Annotated in this window: 16 protein-coding genes; 8 read left to right on the forward strand and 8 right to left on the reverse strand. The window is 67.3% G+C overall.

Features of this window, described 5'->3' with window-relative positions; translation table 11 throughout:
- The first annotated feature begins 310 nt into the window (after positions 1-310).
- The 6 genes from AC5P8R_RS17555 to AC5P8R_RS17580 are packed head-to-tail and all read left to right on the forward strand — an operon-like array spanning position 311 to position 6233.
- On the forward strand, positions 311-3139 hold the full coding sequence (locus tag AC5P8R_RS17555; protein ID WP_014648675.1) for a monovalent cation/H+ antiporter subunit A: 2829 nt from the start codon (positions 311-313) through the stop codon (positions 3137-3139).
- The gene (locus AC5P8R_RS17560) at positions 3139-3531 is read left to right on the forward strand and encodes a Na+/H+ antiporter subunit C (protein ID WP_014648676.1); all 393 of its coding nucleotides are present in this window, start codon (positions 3139-3141) and stop codon (positions 3529-3531) included. Before AC5P8R_RS17555 ends, AC5P8R_RS17560 begins: the two co-directional genes overlap by 1 nt.
- Positions 3528-5063 (forward strand): monovalent cation/H+ antiporter subunit D, encoded by a 1536-nt coding sequence (locus AC5P8R_RS17565; protein WP_495223675.1) that lies wholly within the window; start codon positions 3528-3530, stop codon positions 5061-5063. Before AC5P8R_RS17560 ends, AC5P8R_RS17565 begins: the two co-directional genes overlap by 4 nt.
- Positions 5060-5566 carry a Na+/H+ antiporter subunit E gene (locus AC5P8R_RS17570; protein WP_032957141.1) on the forward strand — a complete coding sequence of 169 codons (507 nt, stop codon included), beginning with the start codon at positions 5060-5062 and terminating at the stop codon, positions 5564-5566. The genes AC5P8R_RS17565 and AC5P8R_RS17570 overlap by 4 nt, the downstream gene beginning before the upstream one ends.
- Positions 5563-5847, forward strand: a complete 285-nt coding sequence (locus tag AC5P8R_RS17575; protein WP_169411330.1) for a K+/H+ antiporter subunit F — start codon at positions 5563-5565, stop codon at positions 5845-5847. The genes AC5P8R_RS17570 and AC5P8R_RS17575 overlap by 4 nt, the downstream gene beginning before the upstream one ends.
- Positions 5844-6233, forward strand: a complete 390-nt coding sequence (locus AC5P8R_RS17580; protein WP_014648679.1) for a Na+/H+ antiporter subunit G — start codon at positions 5844-5846, stop codon at positions 6231-6233. Before AC5P8R_RS17575 ends, AC5P8R_RS17580 begins: the two co-directional genes overlap by 4 nt.
- A gap of 74 nt (positions 6234-6307) precedes the next feature.
- On the opposite strand, the gene AC5P8R_RS17585 is transcribed toward AC5P8R_RS17580, so the two are convergent.
- Positions 6308-7267: a sodium:calcium antiporter gene (locus tag AC5P8R_RS17585; RefSeq protein ID WP_014648680.1), complete on the reverse strand. Its 960-nt coding sequence runs from the start codon at positions 7265-7267 to the stop codon at positions 6308-6310.
- Between the two features lie 72 nt (positions 7268-7339).
- A complete protein-coding gene (locus tag AC5P8R_RS17590; protein ID WP_032957138.1) occupies positions 7340-7996 on the reverse strand; it encodes a hypothetical protein in 657 nt (218 codons plus the stop codon).
- Between the two features lie 125 nt (positions 7997-8121).
- Between AC5P8R_RS17590 and AC5P8R_RS17595 the strand changes: the two genes are divergently transcribed.
- Positions 8122-8664: a hypothetical protein gene (locus AC5P8R_RS17595; RefSeq protein ID WP_169411326.1), complete on the forward strand. Its 543-nt coding sequence runs from the start codon at positions 8122-8124 to the stop codon at positions 8662-8664.
- A gap of 84 nt (positions 8665-8748) precedes the next feature.
- On the opposite strand, the gene hmgA is transcribed toward AC5P8R_RS17595, so the two are convergent.
- Entirely contained in the window at positions 8749-10047 is a 1299-nt protein-coding gene (gene hmgA, locus AC5P8R_RS17600) for a homogentisate 1,2-dioxygenase (RefSeq protein WP_032957134.1), read from the reverse strand.
- 85 nt (positions 10048-10132) lie between these two features.
- Complete coding sequence (hppD, locus tag AC5P8R_RS17605; RefSeq protein WP_014648684.1) at positions 10133-11245, reverse strand: 4-hydroxyphenylpyruvate dioxygenase; 1113 nt, start codon at positions 11243-11245, stop codon at positions 10133-10135.
- 129 nt (positions 11246-11374) lie between these two features.
- Here hppD and AC5P8R_RS17610 point away from each other — a divergent pair, with 129 nt between their 5' ends.
- A complete protein-coding gene (locus AC5P8R_RS17610; RefSeq protein ID WP_014648685.1) occupies positions 11375-11869 on the forward strand; it encodes a MarR family winged helix-turn-helix transcriptional regulator in 495 nt (164 codons plus the stop codon).
- 80 nt (positions 11870-11949) lie between these two features.
- Here AC5P8R_RS17610 and AC5P8R_RS17615 read toward each other — a convergent pair whose 3' ends face one another.
- The 4 genes from AC5P8R_RS17615 to AC5P8R_RS17630 all read right to left on the reverse strand — a co-directional run bounded on the left by AC5P8R_RS17615 (position 11950) and on the right by AC5P8R_RS17630 (position 16498).
- Positions 11950-13089 carry a hypothetical protein gene (locus AC5P8R_RS17615; RefSeq protein ID WP_049404535.1) on the reverse strand — a complete coding sequence of 380 codons (1140 nt, stop codon included), beginning with the start codon at positions 13087-13089 and terminating at the stop codon, positions 11950-11952.
- Between the two features lie 227 nt (positions 13090-13316).
- Positions 13317-13922, reverse strand: a complete 606-nt coding sequence (locus AC5P8R_RS17620; protein ID WP_014648687.1) for a thioredoxin family protein — start codon at positions 13920-13922, stop codon at positions 13317-13319.
- Between the two features lie 19 nt (positions 13923-13941).
- On the reverse strand, positions 13942-15441 hold the full coding sequence (locus AC5P8R_RS17625) for a peptide MFS transporter (RefSeq protein WP_014648688.1): 1500 nt from the start codon (positions 15439-15441) through the stop codon (positions 13942-13944).
- Between the two features lie 181 nt (positions 15442-15622).
- Positions 15623-16498 carry a tryptophan 2,3-dioxygenase gene (locus AC5P8R_RS17630; protein ID WP_046432899.1) on the reverse strand — a complete coding sequence of 292 codons (876 nt, stop codon included), beginning with the start codon at positions 16496-16498 and terminating at the stop codon, positions 15623-15625.
- Positions 16499-16519 lie beyond the last annotated feature (21 nt).

A 16519-nucleotide genomic window follows, 5' to 3' on the forward strand; every position in this document is an offset into this window, starting at 1 on the left:
GTCGTTTCCTGAACGGGCGGATTCCGTCACCCGTAGTCCACGGGAGCCCTGCCAGCCTGCGCCGGTGATCCGCTCCCCATTGCCCGCCCGTCGACGGCAGCCCCTGTGCGACAGGGCCTGCGGTCTCCCTGCGTGGGCGTAGGGTGTCCCCCGAGGGCAGCCAGGGAAGGGATGCAGGAATGTGATGTTGCATCGCAGAAAAAATGAATCAGCGAACGTTACATGCAATTGATCGCTGTTCGATGGGTTTCGGCGACATTTCGCAGCCTGTTATCCTCCCTGACCTGCTCGTGAATCATGGATTCCCTGCATGCTCCCCAGCCTGCCCCTGCTGCTGGCCCTGCCGTTCCTGATGGCAGCGGCTGTTGCGGCCTTCCCCCGTAGTTCGCGCTCGACTGCTGCCTGGCTGGCGGCGCTGGCGCCGTTGGGCGGGCTGGCCATCCTCGGCTGGCTGACCCCGTCGGTGCTCGATGGCCAGGTGGTCCGCACCCTGGTGCCCTGGCTGCCGCAGCTCGGGCTGGACTTCACCCTGCGACTGGACGGGCTGGCCTGGATGTTCGCCGGGCTGGTGCTCGGCATCGGCGCGCTGGTGGTGCTGTATGCGCGCTACTACCTGAGCCAGCAGGACAACGCGCACCGCTTCTACTGCTACCTGCTGCTGTTCATGGGCGCCATGCTGGGCATGGTGCTGTCGGGCAACCTGCTGTTGCTGATGATCTTCTGGGAAATGACCAGCATCAGTTCGTTCCTGCTGATCGGCTTCTGGTCGCACCGCCAGGACGCCCGCGAAGGCGCACGCATGGCGCTGGTGATCACCGGTGGCGGTGGCCTGGCCCTGCTCGGTGGCGTGCTGCTGATCGGCCGCATCGTCGGCAGCTTCGACCTGGACGTGGTGCTGGCCGCTGGCGAGCAGATCCGCGCCAGCGCGCTGTACCCCTACGCCCTGTTCCTGGTACTGGCCGGCATCTTCACCAAGAGCGCGCAGTTCCCGTTCCACTTCTGGCTGCCGCACGCGATGGCGGCGCCGACCCCGGTCTCGGCCTACCTGCACTCGGCCACCATGGTAAAGGCCGGCGTGTTCCTGCTGGCGCGCCTGCATCCGGCACTGGCCGGCAGCGACCTGTTCTTCTACACGGTCAGCGGCATCGGCGCACTGACCCTGCTGATCGGCGCCTGGAATGCGATCTTCCAGCATGACCTGAAGGGCCTGCTGGCGTACTCGACCATTTCCCACCTGGGCCTGATCACCCTGCTGTTCGGCCTGTCCACGCCGATGGCGGTGGTGGCCGGCGTGTTCCACATCCTCAACCACGCCACCTTCAAGGCCTCGCTGTTCATGGCCGCCGGCATCATCGACCACGAGACCGGTACCCGAGACATGCGCAAGCTGGGAGGCCTGCGCAGGCTGATGCCGTTCACCAGCGCGCTGGCGATCATCGCCTCGCTGGCGATGGCTGGCATCCCCCTGCTCAATGGCTTCCTGTCCAAGGAAATGCTGTTCGCCGAAGCGATCACGGCCGGCGGCCCGGGAATCATGCGCACGGCGGTGTCGATCGCAGCGTTGCTGGCGGGCGTATTCGGGGTGGCGTACAGCCTGCGCTTCGTGCACGACACCTTCTTCGGCCCCGGCCCGCACGACCTGGACCGCGTGCCCCACGAACCGCCGCGCTGGATGAAGGTGCCGGTGGAACTGCTGGTGGTGATCTGCGTGGCGGTGGGCGTGGCACCGGCACTGACCGTAGCGCCGGTGCTGCACGCCGCTGCGGCCTCGATCCTCGGCGACGCCATGCCCGAGTACAGCCTGGCGGTATGGCACGGCTTCAACCTGCCGCTGGCGATGAGCGCGATCGGCGTGATCGGCGGCGTGGCGCTGTACTTCGGCCTGCGCAAGCTGATCAACCTGCACGCCGTGACCAACGTCAGCACTGGCCGCAATGTGTTCCATGCGCAGCTGGACGCGATCTCCGCACTGGCCATGCGCCTGACCAACGGCATCGCCAACGGCAGCCTTCAGCGCATGCTGCTGGGCCTGGTGCTGGTGGCGATCGTGGCCGCCGCCGCGCCGTTCGTGGCCAACCCCGCCTCGCCGAACTGGACCAGGCCACAGCCGATCCCGCTGCTGGGCTGGGCGCTGTGGCTGGTGATGATGGCCTGCGCGGTGGCTACCCTGCGTATCTACAAGCAGCGCCTGCTGGCGGTGCTGCTGGTCGGCGGCGTCGGCCTGATGGTGGCGCTGACCTTCGTGTTCCTGTCCGCGCCGGACCTGGCCCTGACCCAGCTGCTGGTGGAGATGGTGACCCTGGTGCTGATGCTGCTGGGCATGAACTACCTGCCTGCGCAGTCCGGGCCGGAGCGGCCGCGCTGGCGCAAGCGCCGTGACGCGGTGATCGCGATCATCGCCGGTGCTGGACTTGGCGCCTTGGCCTATTCCGCGATGACCCTGCCGCCGAACACCATGGCCGGCGAGCTGCTCGCCCGTGCCCTGCCCGAGGCCTATGGCCAGAACGTGGTCAACGTGATCCTGGTCGACTTCCGCGGCTTCGATACCTTCGGCGAGATCACCGTGTTCGGCATCGCCGCGCTGGTGGTGCATGCCCTGCTGCGGCGCACGCGGATGGCGCCGGAGCAGATCATGCCCGGCCCGCCGATCAAGCTGCCGGTGCCGGCCGACCTGGCCCAGATCATGTTCCCGCTGACCCTGACCGTGTCGATCTTCCTGTTCCTGCGCGGCCACAACGCGCCGGGTGGCGGCTTCATCGCCGGCCTGGTGCTGGCGGTGCCGCTGCTGATCCAGTACGTGATCCAGGGCACTGCGTCGGTGGAGTCGCGCTTCGGCTTCGACTACATCCGCTGCATCGGCATGGGCCTGCTGATCGCCCTGCTCAGCGGCAGCGCGTCGATGCTGTTCGGCGTGCCGTTCCTGACCAGCGGCCACCTCGACCTGCACCTGCCGCTGATCGGCGACGTGCCGCTGGCCAGTGCGATTGGTTTTGACATCGGCGTCTATCTGGTGGTGTTCGGCGGTGCCATGCTGATGCTGTCGATGATGGGCACGATCAAGCCATCGCGTACCCGTACCGCCCGCAAGGGTGAGATCGACCTGCAACGCCGCTCGGCACGCACCGGGGAGATGCACTGATGGAACTGGCCCTGGCTACCGCGATCGGCGTGCTGACCGCCATAGGCATCTACCTGCTGCTGCGTGCGCGCAGCTTCGATGTGATCCTCGGCATGACCTTCCTGTCCTATGCGACCAACCTGCTGATCTTCGCCGGTGGCCGCGTGGTGCTGGGCAAGGCGCCGGTACTGCAGGACGGCGTGGACAGCCACCTGGGCAACTACACCGACCCGCTGCCGCAGGCGCTGGTGTTGACCGCGATCGTGATCGCCTTCGCGATGACCGCAGTGAGCATCGTGCTGGCCATGCGCAGCCGCAGCGACAACCACAGCGACCATGTGGACGCCCACGAGCCGGATGACGACCTGCAGGATGAGCGCGTACCAGCACGGCAGGGCGAGGACCGCGCATGAACCACCTGGTCATTCTGCCGATCCTGATTCCGCTGCTGGGTGCGGCACTGTCGCTGTTCGTCGAACACCGCCGCTATGGCCCCAGGGTGCAGCGCGCGGTGGCCTGGACCGCGCTGTCGGCGCTGGCGCTGGCGGTGGGCCTGCTGTTTGCCACCACCGCCAGTGGTGAGATCAGCGTCTACCTGCTGGGCGACTGGCCGTCGCGGCTGGGCATCGCGCTGGTGGCCGACCGGCTGTCGGCGTGGATGCTGCTGACCACCCTGCTGCTGGCCATTCCCTGCCTGCTGCACGCCTGTTCGGGCTGGGACCGCCGCGCACCGCACTTCCATGCGCTGTTCCAGTTCCAGCTGGTCGGCCTCAACGGTGCGTTCCTGACCGGCGACATCTTCAATCTGTTCGTGTTCTTCGAGGTGATGCTGATCGCCTCCTACGGCCTGCTGCTCAGTGGTGGACGCGGCCTGCGCATGCGCATCGGCCTGCACTACGTGGTGTTCAACGTCACCGCCTCGACCCTGTTCCTGATCGCTCTGGGCCTGCTGTACGCCACGCTGGGTTCGCTGAACATGGCCGAGCTGTCGCAGCGCATCGCCGAGGTACCGCCGGCGCAGCTGACCCTGGTGAAGGCGACGATGGGCCTGTTGCTGCTGGTGTTCTGCGCCAAGGCCGCCCTGATGCCGCTGTACCTGTGGCTGCCGGAAGCCTATTCACGCGCACCGGCGGCGGTGGCTGCGCTGTTCGCGATCATGACCAAGGTCGGCCTGTACTCGGTGCTGCGCATCCAGATGCTGTGGTTCGGCGACGATGCCGGCGCGATGGCCGGCTACGGCCGTGACTGGCTGCTGTGGGCCGGTGTGGCGACGCTGGTGCTGGGCGGCCTGGGCGCCCTCGCCGCGACCCGCCTGCGCGTGCTGATCTCCTACCTGGTGATCGTGTCGGCAGCCACGCTGTTCATCGCCTTCTCGGTCGGCACACCGCAGGTGCTCTCGGCCGGCCTGTACTACCTGCCGCACAGCAGCTTCGTCGCCGCCGCGCTGTTCCTGATCGCCGACCTGATCCGCCGTCGTCGCGGCGGTGCCAGCGACCGCAAGGAAGTGGTCGCGCCGATGCCGGGCAAGGAGACACCCGCCGTGCTGTTCCTGATCGGCGCGGTGTCGGTGGCCGGCCTGCCGCCGCTGTCCGGTTTCCTGGCCAAGGCCGCACTGCTGGCCGGCATGCCGGCGCAGTACACCGCTCCGGTCTGGACCGCGGTGCTGGTCAGCAGCCTGCTGGTGATCATGGGCCTGACCCGCGGCGGCATCCGCCTGTTCTGGCGCGTGCCGCCTGTCGATCCGGAGGCACCGAAGCCCCGCAAGGCTCCTCTGCGCCGGGTGGAGCTGTACGCCGCGTGCATCCTGCTGGCCTACGGTATCGCCATGACCCTGGCCGCTGCACCGTTGATGCGCTACACCGACGCCACCGCCGCACAGCTGCTGCAACCCAGCGAGTACGTGCAGCACCTGCGCGCGACCGCACCGGAGATCCGCCAGCCATGACCGCCCAGCGCTCCCTGTTCCGTCGCCTGATTCCCTCGCCAATGCTCAGCATCATGGTGGTGGCGTTCTGGCTGCTGATGTCCGACAGCTTCACCCTCGGCCAGATCGTGCTGGGGCTGGTGCTGGGCGTGGTGGTGCCGCTGTTCGCCGCACGCCTGGACCGCGAGTTCGCGCGCATCGGCACGTTGCGGCCGCTGCCCAAGCTGGTATGCGTGACCCTGTGGGACATCCTGATGTCCAACATCCGCGTGGCCCTGCAGGTGCTGGGCCCGGAGAAGAAGATTCACCCCGGTTTCATCTGGCTGCCGCTGGACATCGCCAACATCCACGGCATCGCGGCGCTGACCAGCATGATCACGCTGACCCCGGGCACGGTCTCGGCCGCGCTCAGCGACGACCGCAAGTTCCTGCTGGTGCACGTGCTGCACCTGGAGGACCCACAGGACCTGATCGATACGATCAAGCGCCGCTACGAGGCGCCGTTGATGGAGATCTTCCCATGACTGGATTCCAGATCATCCAGACCACGCTGGTGGTGTGCATGCACGTGGTCGGCCTGGCCATGCTGCTGGCCACCTGGCGCCTGCTGTGCGGACCGACCGTGCCCGACCGCATCCTCGCACTGGACACGTTGTCGGTGACCGCCATTGCCGAGCTGATGCTGTTCGGCATGTACCTCAACTCCGCGATCTACTTCGAAGCCGCACTGGTCATCGCCATGCTCGGCTTCGGCAGCACCGTGGTGCTGAGCAAGTTCGTGCTGCGCCGGGACATCGTCGAATGATCACCGCGATCCAGATCGGCCTGTCGATCCTGCTGCTGTTCGGCTGCTTCTTCATCCTGGTCGGCGCACTGGGGCTGGTGAAGCTGTCCACGTTCTTCAAGCGCCTGCACGCGCCGACCAAGGCCAGCACGCTGGGCGTGGGCTGCGTGCTGGTGTGCTCGGTCTGCTACCACATCTTCCTGGGCCAGGACCCGCAGCCGCGCGAGCTGCTGATCACCGTATTCCTGTTCATCACCGCGCCGATCAGCGCCCACATGATGGCCAAGGCGGCGCTGTCGCTGCTGATGGAAACCCGTCCCAGCCTGCCGGGCAACGAGCCGGCTGCCGAGGAACAGCTTCCGCCGCCGGAACCGGCGCGGGAAGAGGAAGCCACGCAGAACCGGTAGTGCCGGCCGCTGGCCGGCAGTGGCAAGGGTTCCGTCAGAGGCAGTGAGGTTACCGGCCAGCGGCCGGAACTACCTCATGCCGCGCCGACCAGCAGCAGCTCCAGCACGAACCAGCCGGCGAACGCGACCAGCAGGATTCCGCCTTCACTGCGGCTGATCTTCAGATCGCCACGCAGCATCGGGTACAGCACCAGGGCGAACGCCAGCAGTGCCGGCAGTTCCAGGCGCACGAACGAGGCCGGCAACGCCAACGGCTGCAATACCGCCATCGCCCCGATCACCAGCAGCAGGTTGACCACGCTGGAGCCCAGCACGTGGCCAAGCACCATGTCGCCGTGGCCGCGACGCGCGGCAGCAATTGCGGTTGCCACCTCCGGCAGTGCGGTGCCGATCGCCACCGGCAGCAGGCCGACCAGCAGCGGTGTCCAGCCCAGCGCGGCACCGAAGTCAGCGGCGGCGCCCACGACCAGGCGCGCGCCCCAGTACAGCGTCAGCGCTGCGATCAGCACCCGCAGCACGTTCAACGGCAGGCTGGTGCGGCTCAGGGCGGACTCGGCGATGGCCGCCTGCACCTCGGCACGCTCAACGCGACCGCGGCGCAGCAGCAGCACCTGCATGACGATGAAGCCTGCCACCAGCACGCCGCCTTCCCAGCGCGCCAGGCGACCATCCAGCCCGAACAGGACCAGCAGCACGCCGGCCACCAGCAGCGACCACCACAGCACCGTCTGCAGGCGCGCGCGCAGCAACAGGGGCGCGGCGATGGCTGCCACCGCCAGGGTGAAGCCCAGGTTGACGATGCTGCTGCCCACGGCATTGCCCAGTGCCAGCTCCGGTTGGCCGACCGCCAGCGCGCGCGCATTGACCGCCAGTTCCGGCAACGAGGTGGTCACCCCGAGCAGCAGCAGCCCGGCAGTGAACGGGCTGGCCCCGAAGCGCTGGGCCAGGCCGGACACGGCCTTGACGATGGAATCCCCGCCCAGCGCCAGCAACAGCAGGCCGAGCAGGAACCAGGCAATGGCAATGGCGATCATCGAGCACTCCCCAGCAGTGGTGGCGCGATTCTACGCTTGGCCCGAGCGCATGGCTGGGCGGTGGATCAAGGATCAGCCACAGCCTTCGGCGTAATCGACCTGCGGGGTCTGGCCGACGCGCCAGGCGCTGACCCGACCATCGGCGCCGAGCGCGAAGTCGATGACCGCCCCGCCTTCCTGCGCCGGCCGCACGCGCAGGTGCTGCGCTTTCTCGTCGTACTTGTCAGGACCGACGTCCGCGCGCTCTGGGTACAGCACCTGCAGCTCGCCCAGGGTCATGCCGACCTTGCCGCCGCCCGGGGCGACGATCGCCGCACTGCGCACGTCATAGCGCACCAGCTTGCGTGCCTCGATCATCAGGCGAGGGTCTTCGGCGCCCTGCGGACGCAGGAAGTAGCAGCCGTCGTTGCTGTCGTCGGCCGGCAGGGGCTTGCCATTGGCGTCGGTGCCCAGTCCCTGCAGCGGCGTGCCGAAGCCGCTGCGGACCTCGGCGATGCCGGCGCCCAGCGTTGCACCGCCGAAGCCGTCCAGGCGCGCCGGACTGTCCTTGCGGAGGTCGTTGGCCGGGCGGGCGGCCAGGTCGGGATCCGCCGACTGCGCGGGCCCGGTCGCCGAGGCGGTTTCGGCCGGGGTGTCGCTGCCACTGCCGGCCGCCCCCTGCTTGTCAGGGCCAGCACTGCAGGCGGTGAGCGAAAGGAGCAACAGGCCAGCAAGCGGAAGGTGCTTCATCGGTGCGGTTCCCTGGCACGAAGATGGCTGCACGCTAGCCCATCCCGTGTGCAGGCGCTGCATTGTCATCGCGGTTTCATCGCCTTCGTTCAGGCTCGGCGTGCACCGACTTGGCTGTCCCTTCCATGCAACCGCGCAAGACCGAACTCGCCCGAACCGCGCTGCAGGCCCATCGCGCGCCGCTGGACATGCGCCAGCGGCGGCTGCTGATCCTGTGCGACGGCCAGCGCAGCATCGCCGACCTGACCGGCCTGCTCGGCCAGGACGCGCCCGCCATGGTCATCCAGCTGGTGCAGGCCGGCTACCTGAGCACCGGTACCGGCGCCACAGCCGCACCGCCACCACCCGCAGACGCGGCAACACCGGCACCCGCCACGCCGGCGGCGGCACCGGCTGCACCCGCAACCGGCAGCGAGCGCCGCCGCTCGCTGGTGGCCGCGCGCATCTATGTACTGGGCATCCTGGAAATGCAGCGCCACCCGCAGGCGGCGGCGCTGTTCCGCGACCTGCAGCAGGCGCGCGCCGAAAGTGAAGTACTGCAGGTGCTGCACTCGGCGATGCAGATGCTGCCCGGGCTGACCTCGGAGGGTTATTGCCAGCGTGTGCGGCAACGCCTGCTGGAAGCGCTGCCGCTGGAGCATTGCGACGCGTTCACCGAGGCCGCCTGAAGAAAAAGGGGACGGAGGGGATTAAGTCGTTTCAGGCACACGTGTGCTGATTGCGGCTTAATCCCCTCCGTCCCCTTTTTCGGGTCAGCGGTAGTTGTTGCGCAGGCCGTTCCAGCACTGCTGGTAATCGCCCTGGCGATGGCCGGCGGCCAGCGCCTGCGCGGTCGGACGGATCACCGCGCGGGTCTCGAACATGAAGGCCATCGTGTCCTTGATCACATCGGCCTTGGACAGATCGGCATTGGAGGCCTTGTCGAAGGTCGGCGCATCCGGGCCGTGACCGCTCATGCAGTTGTGCAGCGATGCGCCACCCGGCACGAAGCCTTCGGCCTTGGCATCGTAGGCGCCATGCACCAGGCCCATGAACTCGCTGGCGATGTTGCGGTGGAACCACGGCGGGCGGAACGTGTTCTGCGCCACCAGCCAGCGCGGCGGGAAGATCGCGAAGTCCATGTTGCTGGTGCCGGGTGTGTCACTGGGCGAATGCAGCACCAGGAAGATCGACGGGTCCGGATGGTCGTAGCTGATCGAACCGATGGTGTTGAAGCGACGCAGGTCGTAGCGGTACGGCGCGTAATTGCCGTGCCAGGCCACCACGTCCAGCGGCGAATGGTCGATCGGCGCGCGCCACAGGCGGCCCTCGAACTTGGCGATCAGTTCGAAATCGCCGTCGACATCCTCGAACGCCGCGTGCGGGGTCTCGAAGTCACGCGGGTTGGCCAGGCCGTTGGAACCGATCGGGCCAAGGTCGGGCAGCTTCAGCAGCGCGCCGTAGTTCTCGCAGATGTAACCGCGGCTAGGGCCATCGGGAAGTTCGACACGGAAGCGCACGCCGCGCGGGATCACCGCGATCTGCTGCGGCTCGATCTCGATCACGCCCAGCTCGGTCAGCAGGCGCAGTGCGCCCAGCTGAGGCACGATCAGCAGTTCACCGTCGGCGTCGTAGAAGTAGCGGCCGACCATGTCGCGGTTGGCAGCATAAAGGTGGATGCCCACGCCGGCATGCGCGTCGGGCGAGCCGTTGCCACCCATCGTGTACAGGCCTTCGACAAAGTCGGTCGGCAGCTCCGGCAACGGCAGCGGGCTCCAGCGCAGCTGGTTCGGTGAAGCCGGCTGTGCGCCGAAATCACACTGCAGCTGCGACTGCGCGAACGGAGTGAACTCGCCATGGGTCACCGCCGGGCGGATCCGGTACAGCCAGCTGCGGCGATTGCTGCCGCGCGGCGCGGTGAAGGCGGTGCCGGTCAGCTGTTCGGCGTACAGGCCGTGGGCCACCTTCTGCGGTGAGTTCTGCCCGACCGGCAGCGCGCCGGCGACGGCCTCGGTGGCGAATTCGTTGCCGAAGCCGGACTGGTAGCCGCGGGCGGTGATGGCGGGGGACATGGGAACTCCAGAGATTGCCGGCCAGCGGCCGGCACTACCATTCGGACAGGCAATGCCGGCGGGACGCCGACATTGCCTGCGGACCTTACAGCACGCCGCGGCGGATCTGGTCGCGCTCGATGCTTTCAAACAGCGCGGTGAAGTTGCCTTCGCCGAAGCCTTCGTTGCCCTTGCGCTGGATGATCTCGAAGAAAATCGGGCCAATGCAGTTCTGGGTGAAGATCTGCAGCAGCTTGCGCTGGTGGGTTTCCGGATCGGCGTCGATCAGGATCTTGTTCCTGGCCAGGCGCGCCACGTCTTCACCGTGGTTCGGCACGCGCTGGTCGATCACATCGAAGTAGGTTTCCGGCGTGTCGAGGAAATCCACACCCTGCGCGCGCATCGCTTCGACGGTCTCGTAAATATTCTCGGTGAAGCAGGCGATGTGCTGGATGCCCTCGCCCTTGTACGCGTCCAGGTACTCGTTGATCTGGCTCTTCGGGTCGGACGATTCGTTCAGCGGGATGCGCACGATGCCGTCCGGTGCGGTCATCGCCTTGGACACCAGGCCGGTCTTCAGGCCCTTGATGTCGAAGTAGCGGATCTCGCGGAAGTTGAACAGGCGCTCGTAGTAGTCCGACCACTGCTGCATGTTGCCGAAGTACAGGTTGTGGGTCAGGTGGTCGATGAAGGTCAGGCCGAAGCCGAACGGGTGCAGGTCGGCCCCTGCGATCGGCTCGTAGTCGCCGTCGTAGATGCTGCCGGCGCTGCCATAGCGGTCGACCAGGTACAGCATGCAGTCGCCGATGCCCTTGATGACCGGCGCGCTGACCGCCTTGCTGTCCGGCTTGAAGGCGATGGCTTCGGCGCCGTTGCCCAGCGCGGTCTGGTAGACCTCCTGGCCCGGCTTCTTGAAGCGGATGGCAAAGCCACAGGCGCAGGGGCCATGCTTTTCGGCGAAGTCGGCGGCGAACGAATCGGGGTCTTCGTTGACCAGGAAGTTGACGTCGCCCTGGCGATAGACGGTAATCGGACGCTGCTTGTGCTTGAGCACCGCGCTGAAGCCCATCTTCCGGAAGTACTCGTGCAGCTCCTGGCCACGGCCGGCCGGGGCGGCGAATTCGACGAACTCGAAGCCGTCGATGCCCATCGGGTTCTCGAAGGTGGTGACCTGCATGCCGGGGTTGGGATGCGAGGCGGTCGGGACTGCGGTATTCATGGCGTGGCTCCGAATCGGTACCGCATCGGTACAAACCAGGTGCGGGCAGGTAGGGACCCGGCGAGAATGCAGGGTCTGGACCCACCCCTTATAGTTACACTTGAAACCACCAGCAAGGTGCACCGCAACATGAGCCCCGCCGATCCCGTTTCGACCCGCCTGCGTGCCTCGCACGTCCTGCTCGACCTGGAACAGTTCCTGCCGTACCGGCTGAGCGTGCTGTCCAACCGGGTCAGCGGCAACATCGCCAAGCTGTACGGCGATCGTTACGGTCTGGCGATCCCCGAGTGGCGGGTCATCACCATCCTGGCGCTGTACCCGGGCTCCTCGGCCAGCGAGGTCTCCGACCGCACGGCGATGGACAAGGTGGCGGTCAGCCGCGCCGTGGCCCGCCTGCTGGAGCGCGGCTTCATCAAGCGCGAGACCCATGGCGACGATCGCCGCCGCTCGGTGCTGGCGCTGTCGGCCGCCGGTTTCGAGGTGTACGAGACCATCGCGCCGATGGTGATCGAGATCACCCGCAAGCTGATGTCGGTGCTGAGCGAAGAGGAAGAGCAGGTGCTGGAAAAGCTGATCCTTCGCCTGGCCGGCGAAGGCCTGGAGCGGATGGGCGAAGGCGTCTGAAAGAAAAGGGGACGGAGGGGATTAAGTCGCATCAGGCACACCTGTGCTGATTGCGGCTTAATCCCCTCCGTCCCCTTTTTTCAGCTGAGGTGCTTGCGGCGTGCGTGGATCCACGGCACGGCCAGTGCTGCGATGGCGCCGCCGGCGAAGCCCAGCGAGGCGGCCACCGTCGCTGCTTCGACCGCCCCCGGCAGCGCCAGCGCCGCCGCCACCAGCAGCAACGACGGCAGGCCGACGAAGGTGCCCAGGAAGAAGTGCCAGCGCGGTGACCAGGTGTTGAGCTGCAGCAGGCTGACCGGCTGCCAGGCGTCAGAGGCGGCGTCCTCGGCGATCTTCGCCACGGCCTTGGCCAGGTCCACTTCCGGCAGCGCGCGCCCCAGGCGGGCGGTCGCCAGCAGCTCGGCCACCGCTTCCACCGGCGGGAAGCTGGACGGCCACGCAACCGGCGCCGGCACGCCGTAGGCGGTCAGCAGCGGCACGCTCAACCACGGCGCCACCAGCGGGCGCATGCGGCGGCGCCCGTGCACGCACCAGATCTGCGGCTGGCCGTGCGCAGTGACGCTGTACAGCGCCAGTTCGTTGGCCGGCGGATAGCCGAGCATGGTCACCCGCGCGGCCAGGCTGTCCTGGCCCATCGCGCGCAGGAAGCCGGGGCGGCTGCGACCTTCCTGCATCCACGCCAGGCCCAGTGCGCCCACCAGATACGCCTCGGCGACGTCCTTGCTGCCGGCCGTGGCGCGCTCGTCACTGGCCAGATACCACGCCAGTGATTTCGGTTCGGCCACATCGTCCAGGCCCCAGCGGCTGTCGTCACCCAACACATGGCGCACCGGCAGTCGCGCGGGGGCGGTCTCGCCACGCTCGCCGGTCTGCAGGAAGGGCAGCACGCCCTGGATGAAGGTGGACAGCTCGATCGCGCGCGCGCCGTGGCCCTGCCATTCGGGCGGCAGCAGCCCGGCCAGCTGGCCTTCGGCGGCCAGCGCATCAAGCCGGGACTTCTGCTCGACCAGCTTCTGCACCGCCCCCTTCAGCACCACGTTGTCGGGCAGCGCGATCTGCGGCAGGCGATGGCGTGGCGGCGCCAGTTCAACGGCGTCCTCGCCGGTGCCCGCGTCGTCCAGCAGGGCCTCCTGCGCTGGCAGGGTCACGCCCTCGCCTGCCCCACCCTCGGCCAGGTCGCTGGCGGGTTCGGGCAATCGTTCGGCGTGGTCGCTGTGCATGGGCGTTCCGGAAGGTTGCATCGACGGGATGTCGACTGAGGTCCTTGCCGGTAACGGCGTGCTCACGGTGAAGTTGAGACGCCGATTCAGAGAGTGTGACGGTGCGCGCAGTAGATCCGCGCCAGGCGTGGATGCGCCTCAGTGCCGACCAACGGTCGGCACCCACCGGGGTGGGCGGTCAGCGGTCGGCACCCACCAGAGCATGCCGGCCAGCGGCCGGCACTACCCTATTCCGGTTTGTCAGGCGCCCACTGCTTGAGGAAGGCACTCACCCGCGCAGGCTGGAACGCCTCGCCCCTGCGCAGCTCGCCGGTGGCCTGCGATACCAGCAGGCCGCCATCTGCATCGAGCACCAGCAGGTACGGGTAGTCGCGCGCCATCACCGGGTACTGGGCGAAGAAGGCGGTGTTGGGCTGCTCGTCGCTGGCGTTGACCTTCACCCACACGTAGTGGGCATCGCGGAAGCGACGCAGGTCGCCGTTGCCTTCCACCACGTCGTCCAGCGCCCGGCAGCGCTCACAGGCGGCGTTGCCGACCTCCAGCAGGATCCGCTTCTTGCCACGCTGGGCTTCCACCTTGGCGGTGGCCAGGTCGTCGGCGGGGTTGCGGGCCGGGTCGAACTGCGCGCCGAGCCCGGCGATGGCGGCGATGTCCGCCGCCACCGGGGTGTTGCCCGAGGCCACCGGTTCGCTGGGGTCAGCAACCGGTGGCTCGGTGGGTCGGGTATCCAGGGGCTGCGTGGGCTCGGCGGCGGCAGGCGGTTGCGGTTGCGAACAGGCGCCGATCAGCGCCGCACAGACCACCACCATTGCACCACCGAGCTTGCTGCGCATGCCTTCTACCCTCTCATCATTACTTGACGCCGTGCATCAGCTTGTTGATCAGCGGGGCGATCAGGAACAGCACCACGCCGGAGCCGATCAGGGCCCAGAAGCCGAAGGTATACCCCTTCAGGGCCGACTCAACCGTCATGCCGCCTTCACCACTGACCACGCCAGCGAAGATGCCCGACAGGTTGTTGCCGATGCCGGTGGACAGGAACCAGCCGCCCATGCCGAAGCCGACCAGGCGCACCGGGGCCAGCTTGGTCACCATCGACAGGCCGATCGGCGACAGGCACAGCTCACCCACCGACTGGATGACGTAGACCATGAACAGGGTCCAGAACGGGATCTTGCCGTCCACGACCATCTGCGACAGGGCGAACATCAGCAGCGCGAAGGCGGCGCCGTTGAACAGCAGGCCCAGGCCGAACTTGCGCGGGATGGACGGATTGGCGCGGCCCATGGCCACCCAGATCCAGGCAATGACCGGGGCCAGGGTGATGATCGCCACCGAGTTGACCGACTGGAACCACGCGGTCGGGAAGGTCCAGTCACCGAACTGGCGGTTGACGATGTTCTCGGCCAGGAAGGTGAACGAGCTGCCGGCCTGTTCGAAGAACATCCAGAACATCACGTTGAAGGCGAAGATGATCAGCATGGCGATCACGCGGTCGCGCTGCACCTTGCCTTCGCGGACGCCCTCGACCAGCAGCAGGATGGCCAGCGCGGTGAACATCGCACCCAGGATCCAGGCCAGCGCGGTGGCGCCGGTAGCCAGCAGGAAGTACGCCACCGGGATGGCGACCACGGCACCGGCCAGCACCATGATGATGCGGCCGAAGCCTTCAGCGCCGGCCGGCGGTGCACCGATGCCCTTCAGGCCGGCGCGACCGATGTAGAACCACACCAGCGAGATCAGCATGCCCACGCCCGAGGCGATGAACACGACCTTGTAGGACGGCATCGCGTCGGTACCGAACACCTTGCGGGCCAGGTACTCGGTCAGCACCGGGGCGATCATCGCGCCGATGTTGATGCCCATGTAGAAGATGGTGAAGCCGGAGTCGCGGCGCTCGTCCTTCAGGCCGTACAGCTTGCCGACCATGGTCGAGATGTTGGGCTTGAACAGGCCGTTGCCTACGATGATCGTGGCCAGGCCAAGCTTGAAGATGTGCTCCTGCGGCAGCGAGATCATGAACAGGCCGGCGGCCATGATGATCGCGCCGGTCAGGATCGAGCGCTGGTAGCCCAGTACCCGGTCGGCCACGTAGCCACCGAAGATCGCCGCGGCGTATACCAGGGCCAGGTAGGCGCCATAGATGCGGCTGGCGTCGCCTTCACCGGCAGCGCTGCCGTTGTAGAACTGGGCGACGATGTACAGCACCAACGCCCAGCGGATGCCGTAGAACGCAAAGCGCTCCCAGAACTCGGTCATGAACAGCATCCACAACGGGCGCGGGTGGCCCAGCGTGGTCTTGAAGTCCGGCAGCGCCGGCTCTGGGGTGTTCGCAGTGGCGTTTACGCTCATGCGGATTTCCTGGTTCGGTGGATGACGAGCACGTCCGCTGTGCAGTTGGAGCAACGCGCGAGGATCACCGACTTCTGCCGTTCACGTCAAATACACGCCGTTTGAGGCAGGTGCCAGCCTGCTCGCTGAACTTGCATCTGAAACGATCCAGCCAATGGCCGGGGTCCAAGCTGAATGGGGGTCAGCCCAGTTCTGCCGGGGGTGCCGCCTGCAGGCTGGTGCGCACCTGGAACAGTTCGGGGAAGAAGGTCAGCTCCAGCGCCTTGGCCAGGAAGCCCACGCCGGACGAGCCGCCGGTGCCGCGCTTGAAGCCGATCACGCGCATCACCGTGCGCATGTGTCGGAATCGCCACAGCTGGAAGGCGGTCTCCAGGTCCACCAGGTCCTCGCACAGCGCGTACTCGCGCCAGTAGCGGTCGGTGTCCTGGTAGATGCGCTCGAAGACCGGCTGCAGCGCGTCGTCAGCCACGTGCGGCTGGGTCCAGTCGTGGGATTCGTACACCGCCGGCACGGCATGGCCGAAGCGGGCCAGGTACTTCAGGAACTCCTCGTACAGGCTCGGCGCCTCCAGCACGGTGCGCAGCTGCGCCTGCCCGGCCGGGTCATGCTCGAACACCTGCAGCATCTGCGCGTTCTTGTTGCCCAGCAGGAACTCGATGTAGCGGTACTGCAGCGACTGGAAGCCCGAAGACGGGCCCAGCACGTCGCGGAAGCCCATGTATTCGGACGGGGTCAGCGTTTCCAGCACCGACCACTGCTCGGTGAGCTGGCGCAGCACCTGCTTGCTGCGCGCCAGCACCTTGCGGCACTGCCAGACTTCATCGCGCTGCAGGAAGCCGATCGCCGCACGCAGTTCGTGGCCGAGCAGCTTCAGCCACAGCTCCGAGGTCTGGTGCTGGATGATGAAGAGCATCTCATCGTGGTGCGGCGGGTTGGACAGCGGCTGCTGCGCGCTGAGCAGCTGGTCCAGCCGCAGGTAGCCGCCGTAGGTCAGGCGTCCCTGCAGGTCGGTGTGGATGCCGGCTTCGAGATCGCGTTGGTTGTTGTCGACAGACATGGGCGGGACCAGATCGGGGGC

The sequence above is a fragment of the Stenotrophomonas sp. YJH_SMC_73 genome (assembly GCF_059370155.1).

Excerpts from the sequence above, each read along its gene's own strand:
- AC5P8R_RS17555 (WP_014648675.1), top strand. The coding sequence starts at position 311 with ATGCTCCCCAGCCTGCCCCTGCTGCTGGCCCTGCCGTTCCTGATGGCA.
- AC5P8R_RS17560 (WP_014648676.1), top strand. The coding sequence starts at position 3,139 with ATGGAACTGGCCCTGGCTACCGCGATCGGCGTGCTGACCGCCATAGGC.
- AC5P8R_RS17565 (WP_495223675.1), top strand. The coding sequence starts at position 3,528 with ATGAACCACCTGGTCATTCTGCCGATCCTGATTCCGCTGCTGGGTGCG.
- AC5P8R_RS17570 (WP_032957141.1), top strand. The coding sequence starts at position 5,060 with ATGACCGCCCAGCGCTCCCTGTTCCGTCGCCTGATTCCCTCGCCAATG.
- AC5P8R_RS17575 (WP_169411330.1), top strand. The coding sequence starts at position 5,563 with ATGACTGGATTCCAGATCATCCAGACCACGCTGGTGGTGTGCATGCAC.
- AC5P8R_RS17580 (WP_014648679.1), top strand. The coding sequence starts at position 5,844 with ATGATCACCGCGATCCAGATCGGCCTGTCGATCCTGCTGCTGTTCGGC.
- AC5P8R_RS17585 (WP_014648680.1), bottom strand. The coding sequence starts at position 7,267 with ATGATCGCCATTGCCATTGCCTGGTTCCTGCTCGGCCTGCTGTTGCTG.
- AC5P8R_RS17590 (WP_032957138.1), bottom strand. The coding sequence starts at position 7,996 with ATGAAGCACCTTCCGCTTGCTGGCCTGTTGCTCCTTTCGCTCACCGCC.
- AC5P8R_RS17595 (WP_169411326.1), top strand. The coding sequence starts at position 8,122 with ATGCAACCGCGCAAGACCGAACTCGCCCGAACCGCGCTGCAGGCCCAT.
- hmgA (WP_032957134.1), bottom strand. The coding sequence starts at position 10,047 with ATGTCCCCCGCCATCACCGCCCGCGGCTACCAGTCCGGCTTCGGCAAC.
- hppD (WP_014648684.1), bottom strand. The coding sequence starts at position 11,245 with ATGAATACCGCAGTCCCGACCGCCTCGCATCCCAACCCCGGCATGCAG.
- AC5P8R_RS17610 (WP_014648685.1), top strand. The coding sequence starts at position 11,375 with ATGAGCCCCGCCGATCCCGTTTCGACCCGCCTGCGTGCCTCGCACGTC.
- AC5P8R_RS17615 (WP_049404535.1), bottom strand. The coding sequence starts at position 13,089 with ATGCACAGCGACCACGCCGAACGATTGCCCGAACCCGCCAGCGACCTG.
- AC5P8R_RS17620 (WP_014648687.1), bottom strand. The coding sequence starts at position 13,922 with ATGCGCAGCAAGCTCGGTGGTGCAATGGTGGTGGTCTGTGCGGCGCTG.
- AC5P8R_RS17625 (WP_014648688.1), bottom strand. The coding sequence starts at position 15,441 with ATGAGCGTAAACGCCACTGCGAACACCCCAGAGCCGGCGCTGCCGGAC.
- AC5P8R_RS17630 (WP_046432899.1), bottom strand. The coding sequence starts at position 16,498 with ATGTCTGTCGACAACAACCAACGCGATCTCGAAGCCGGCATCCACACC.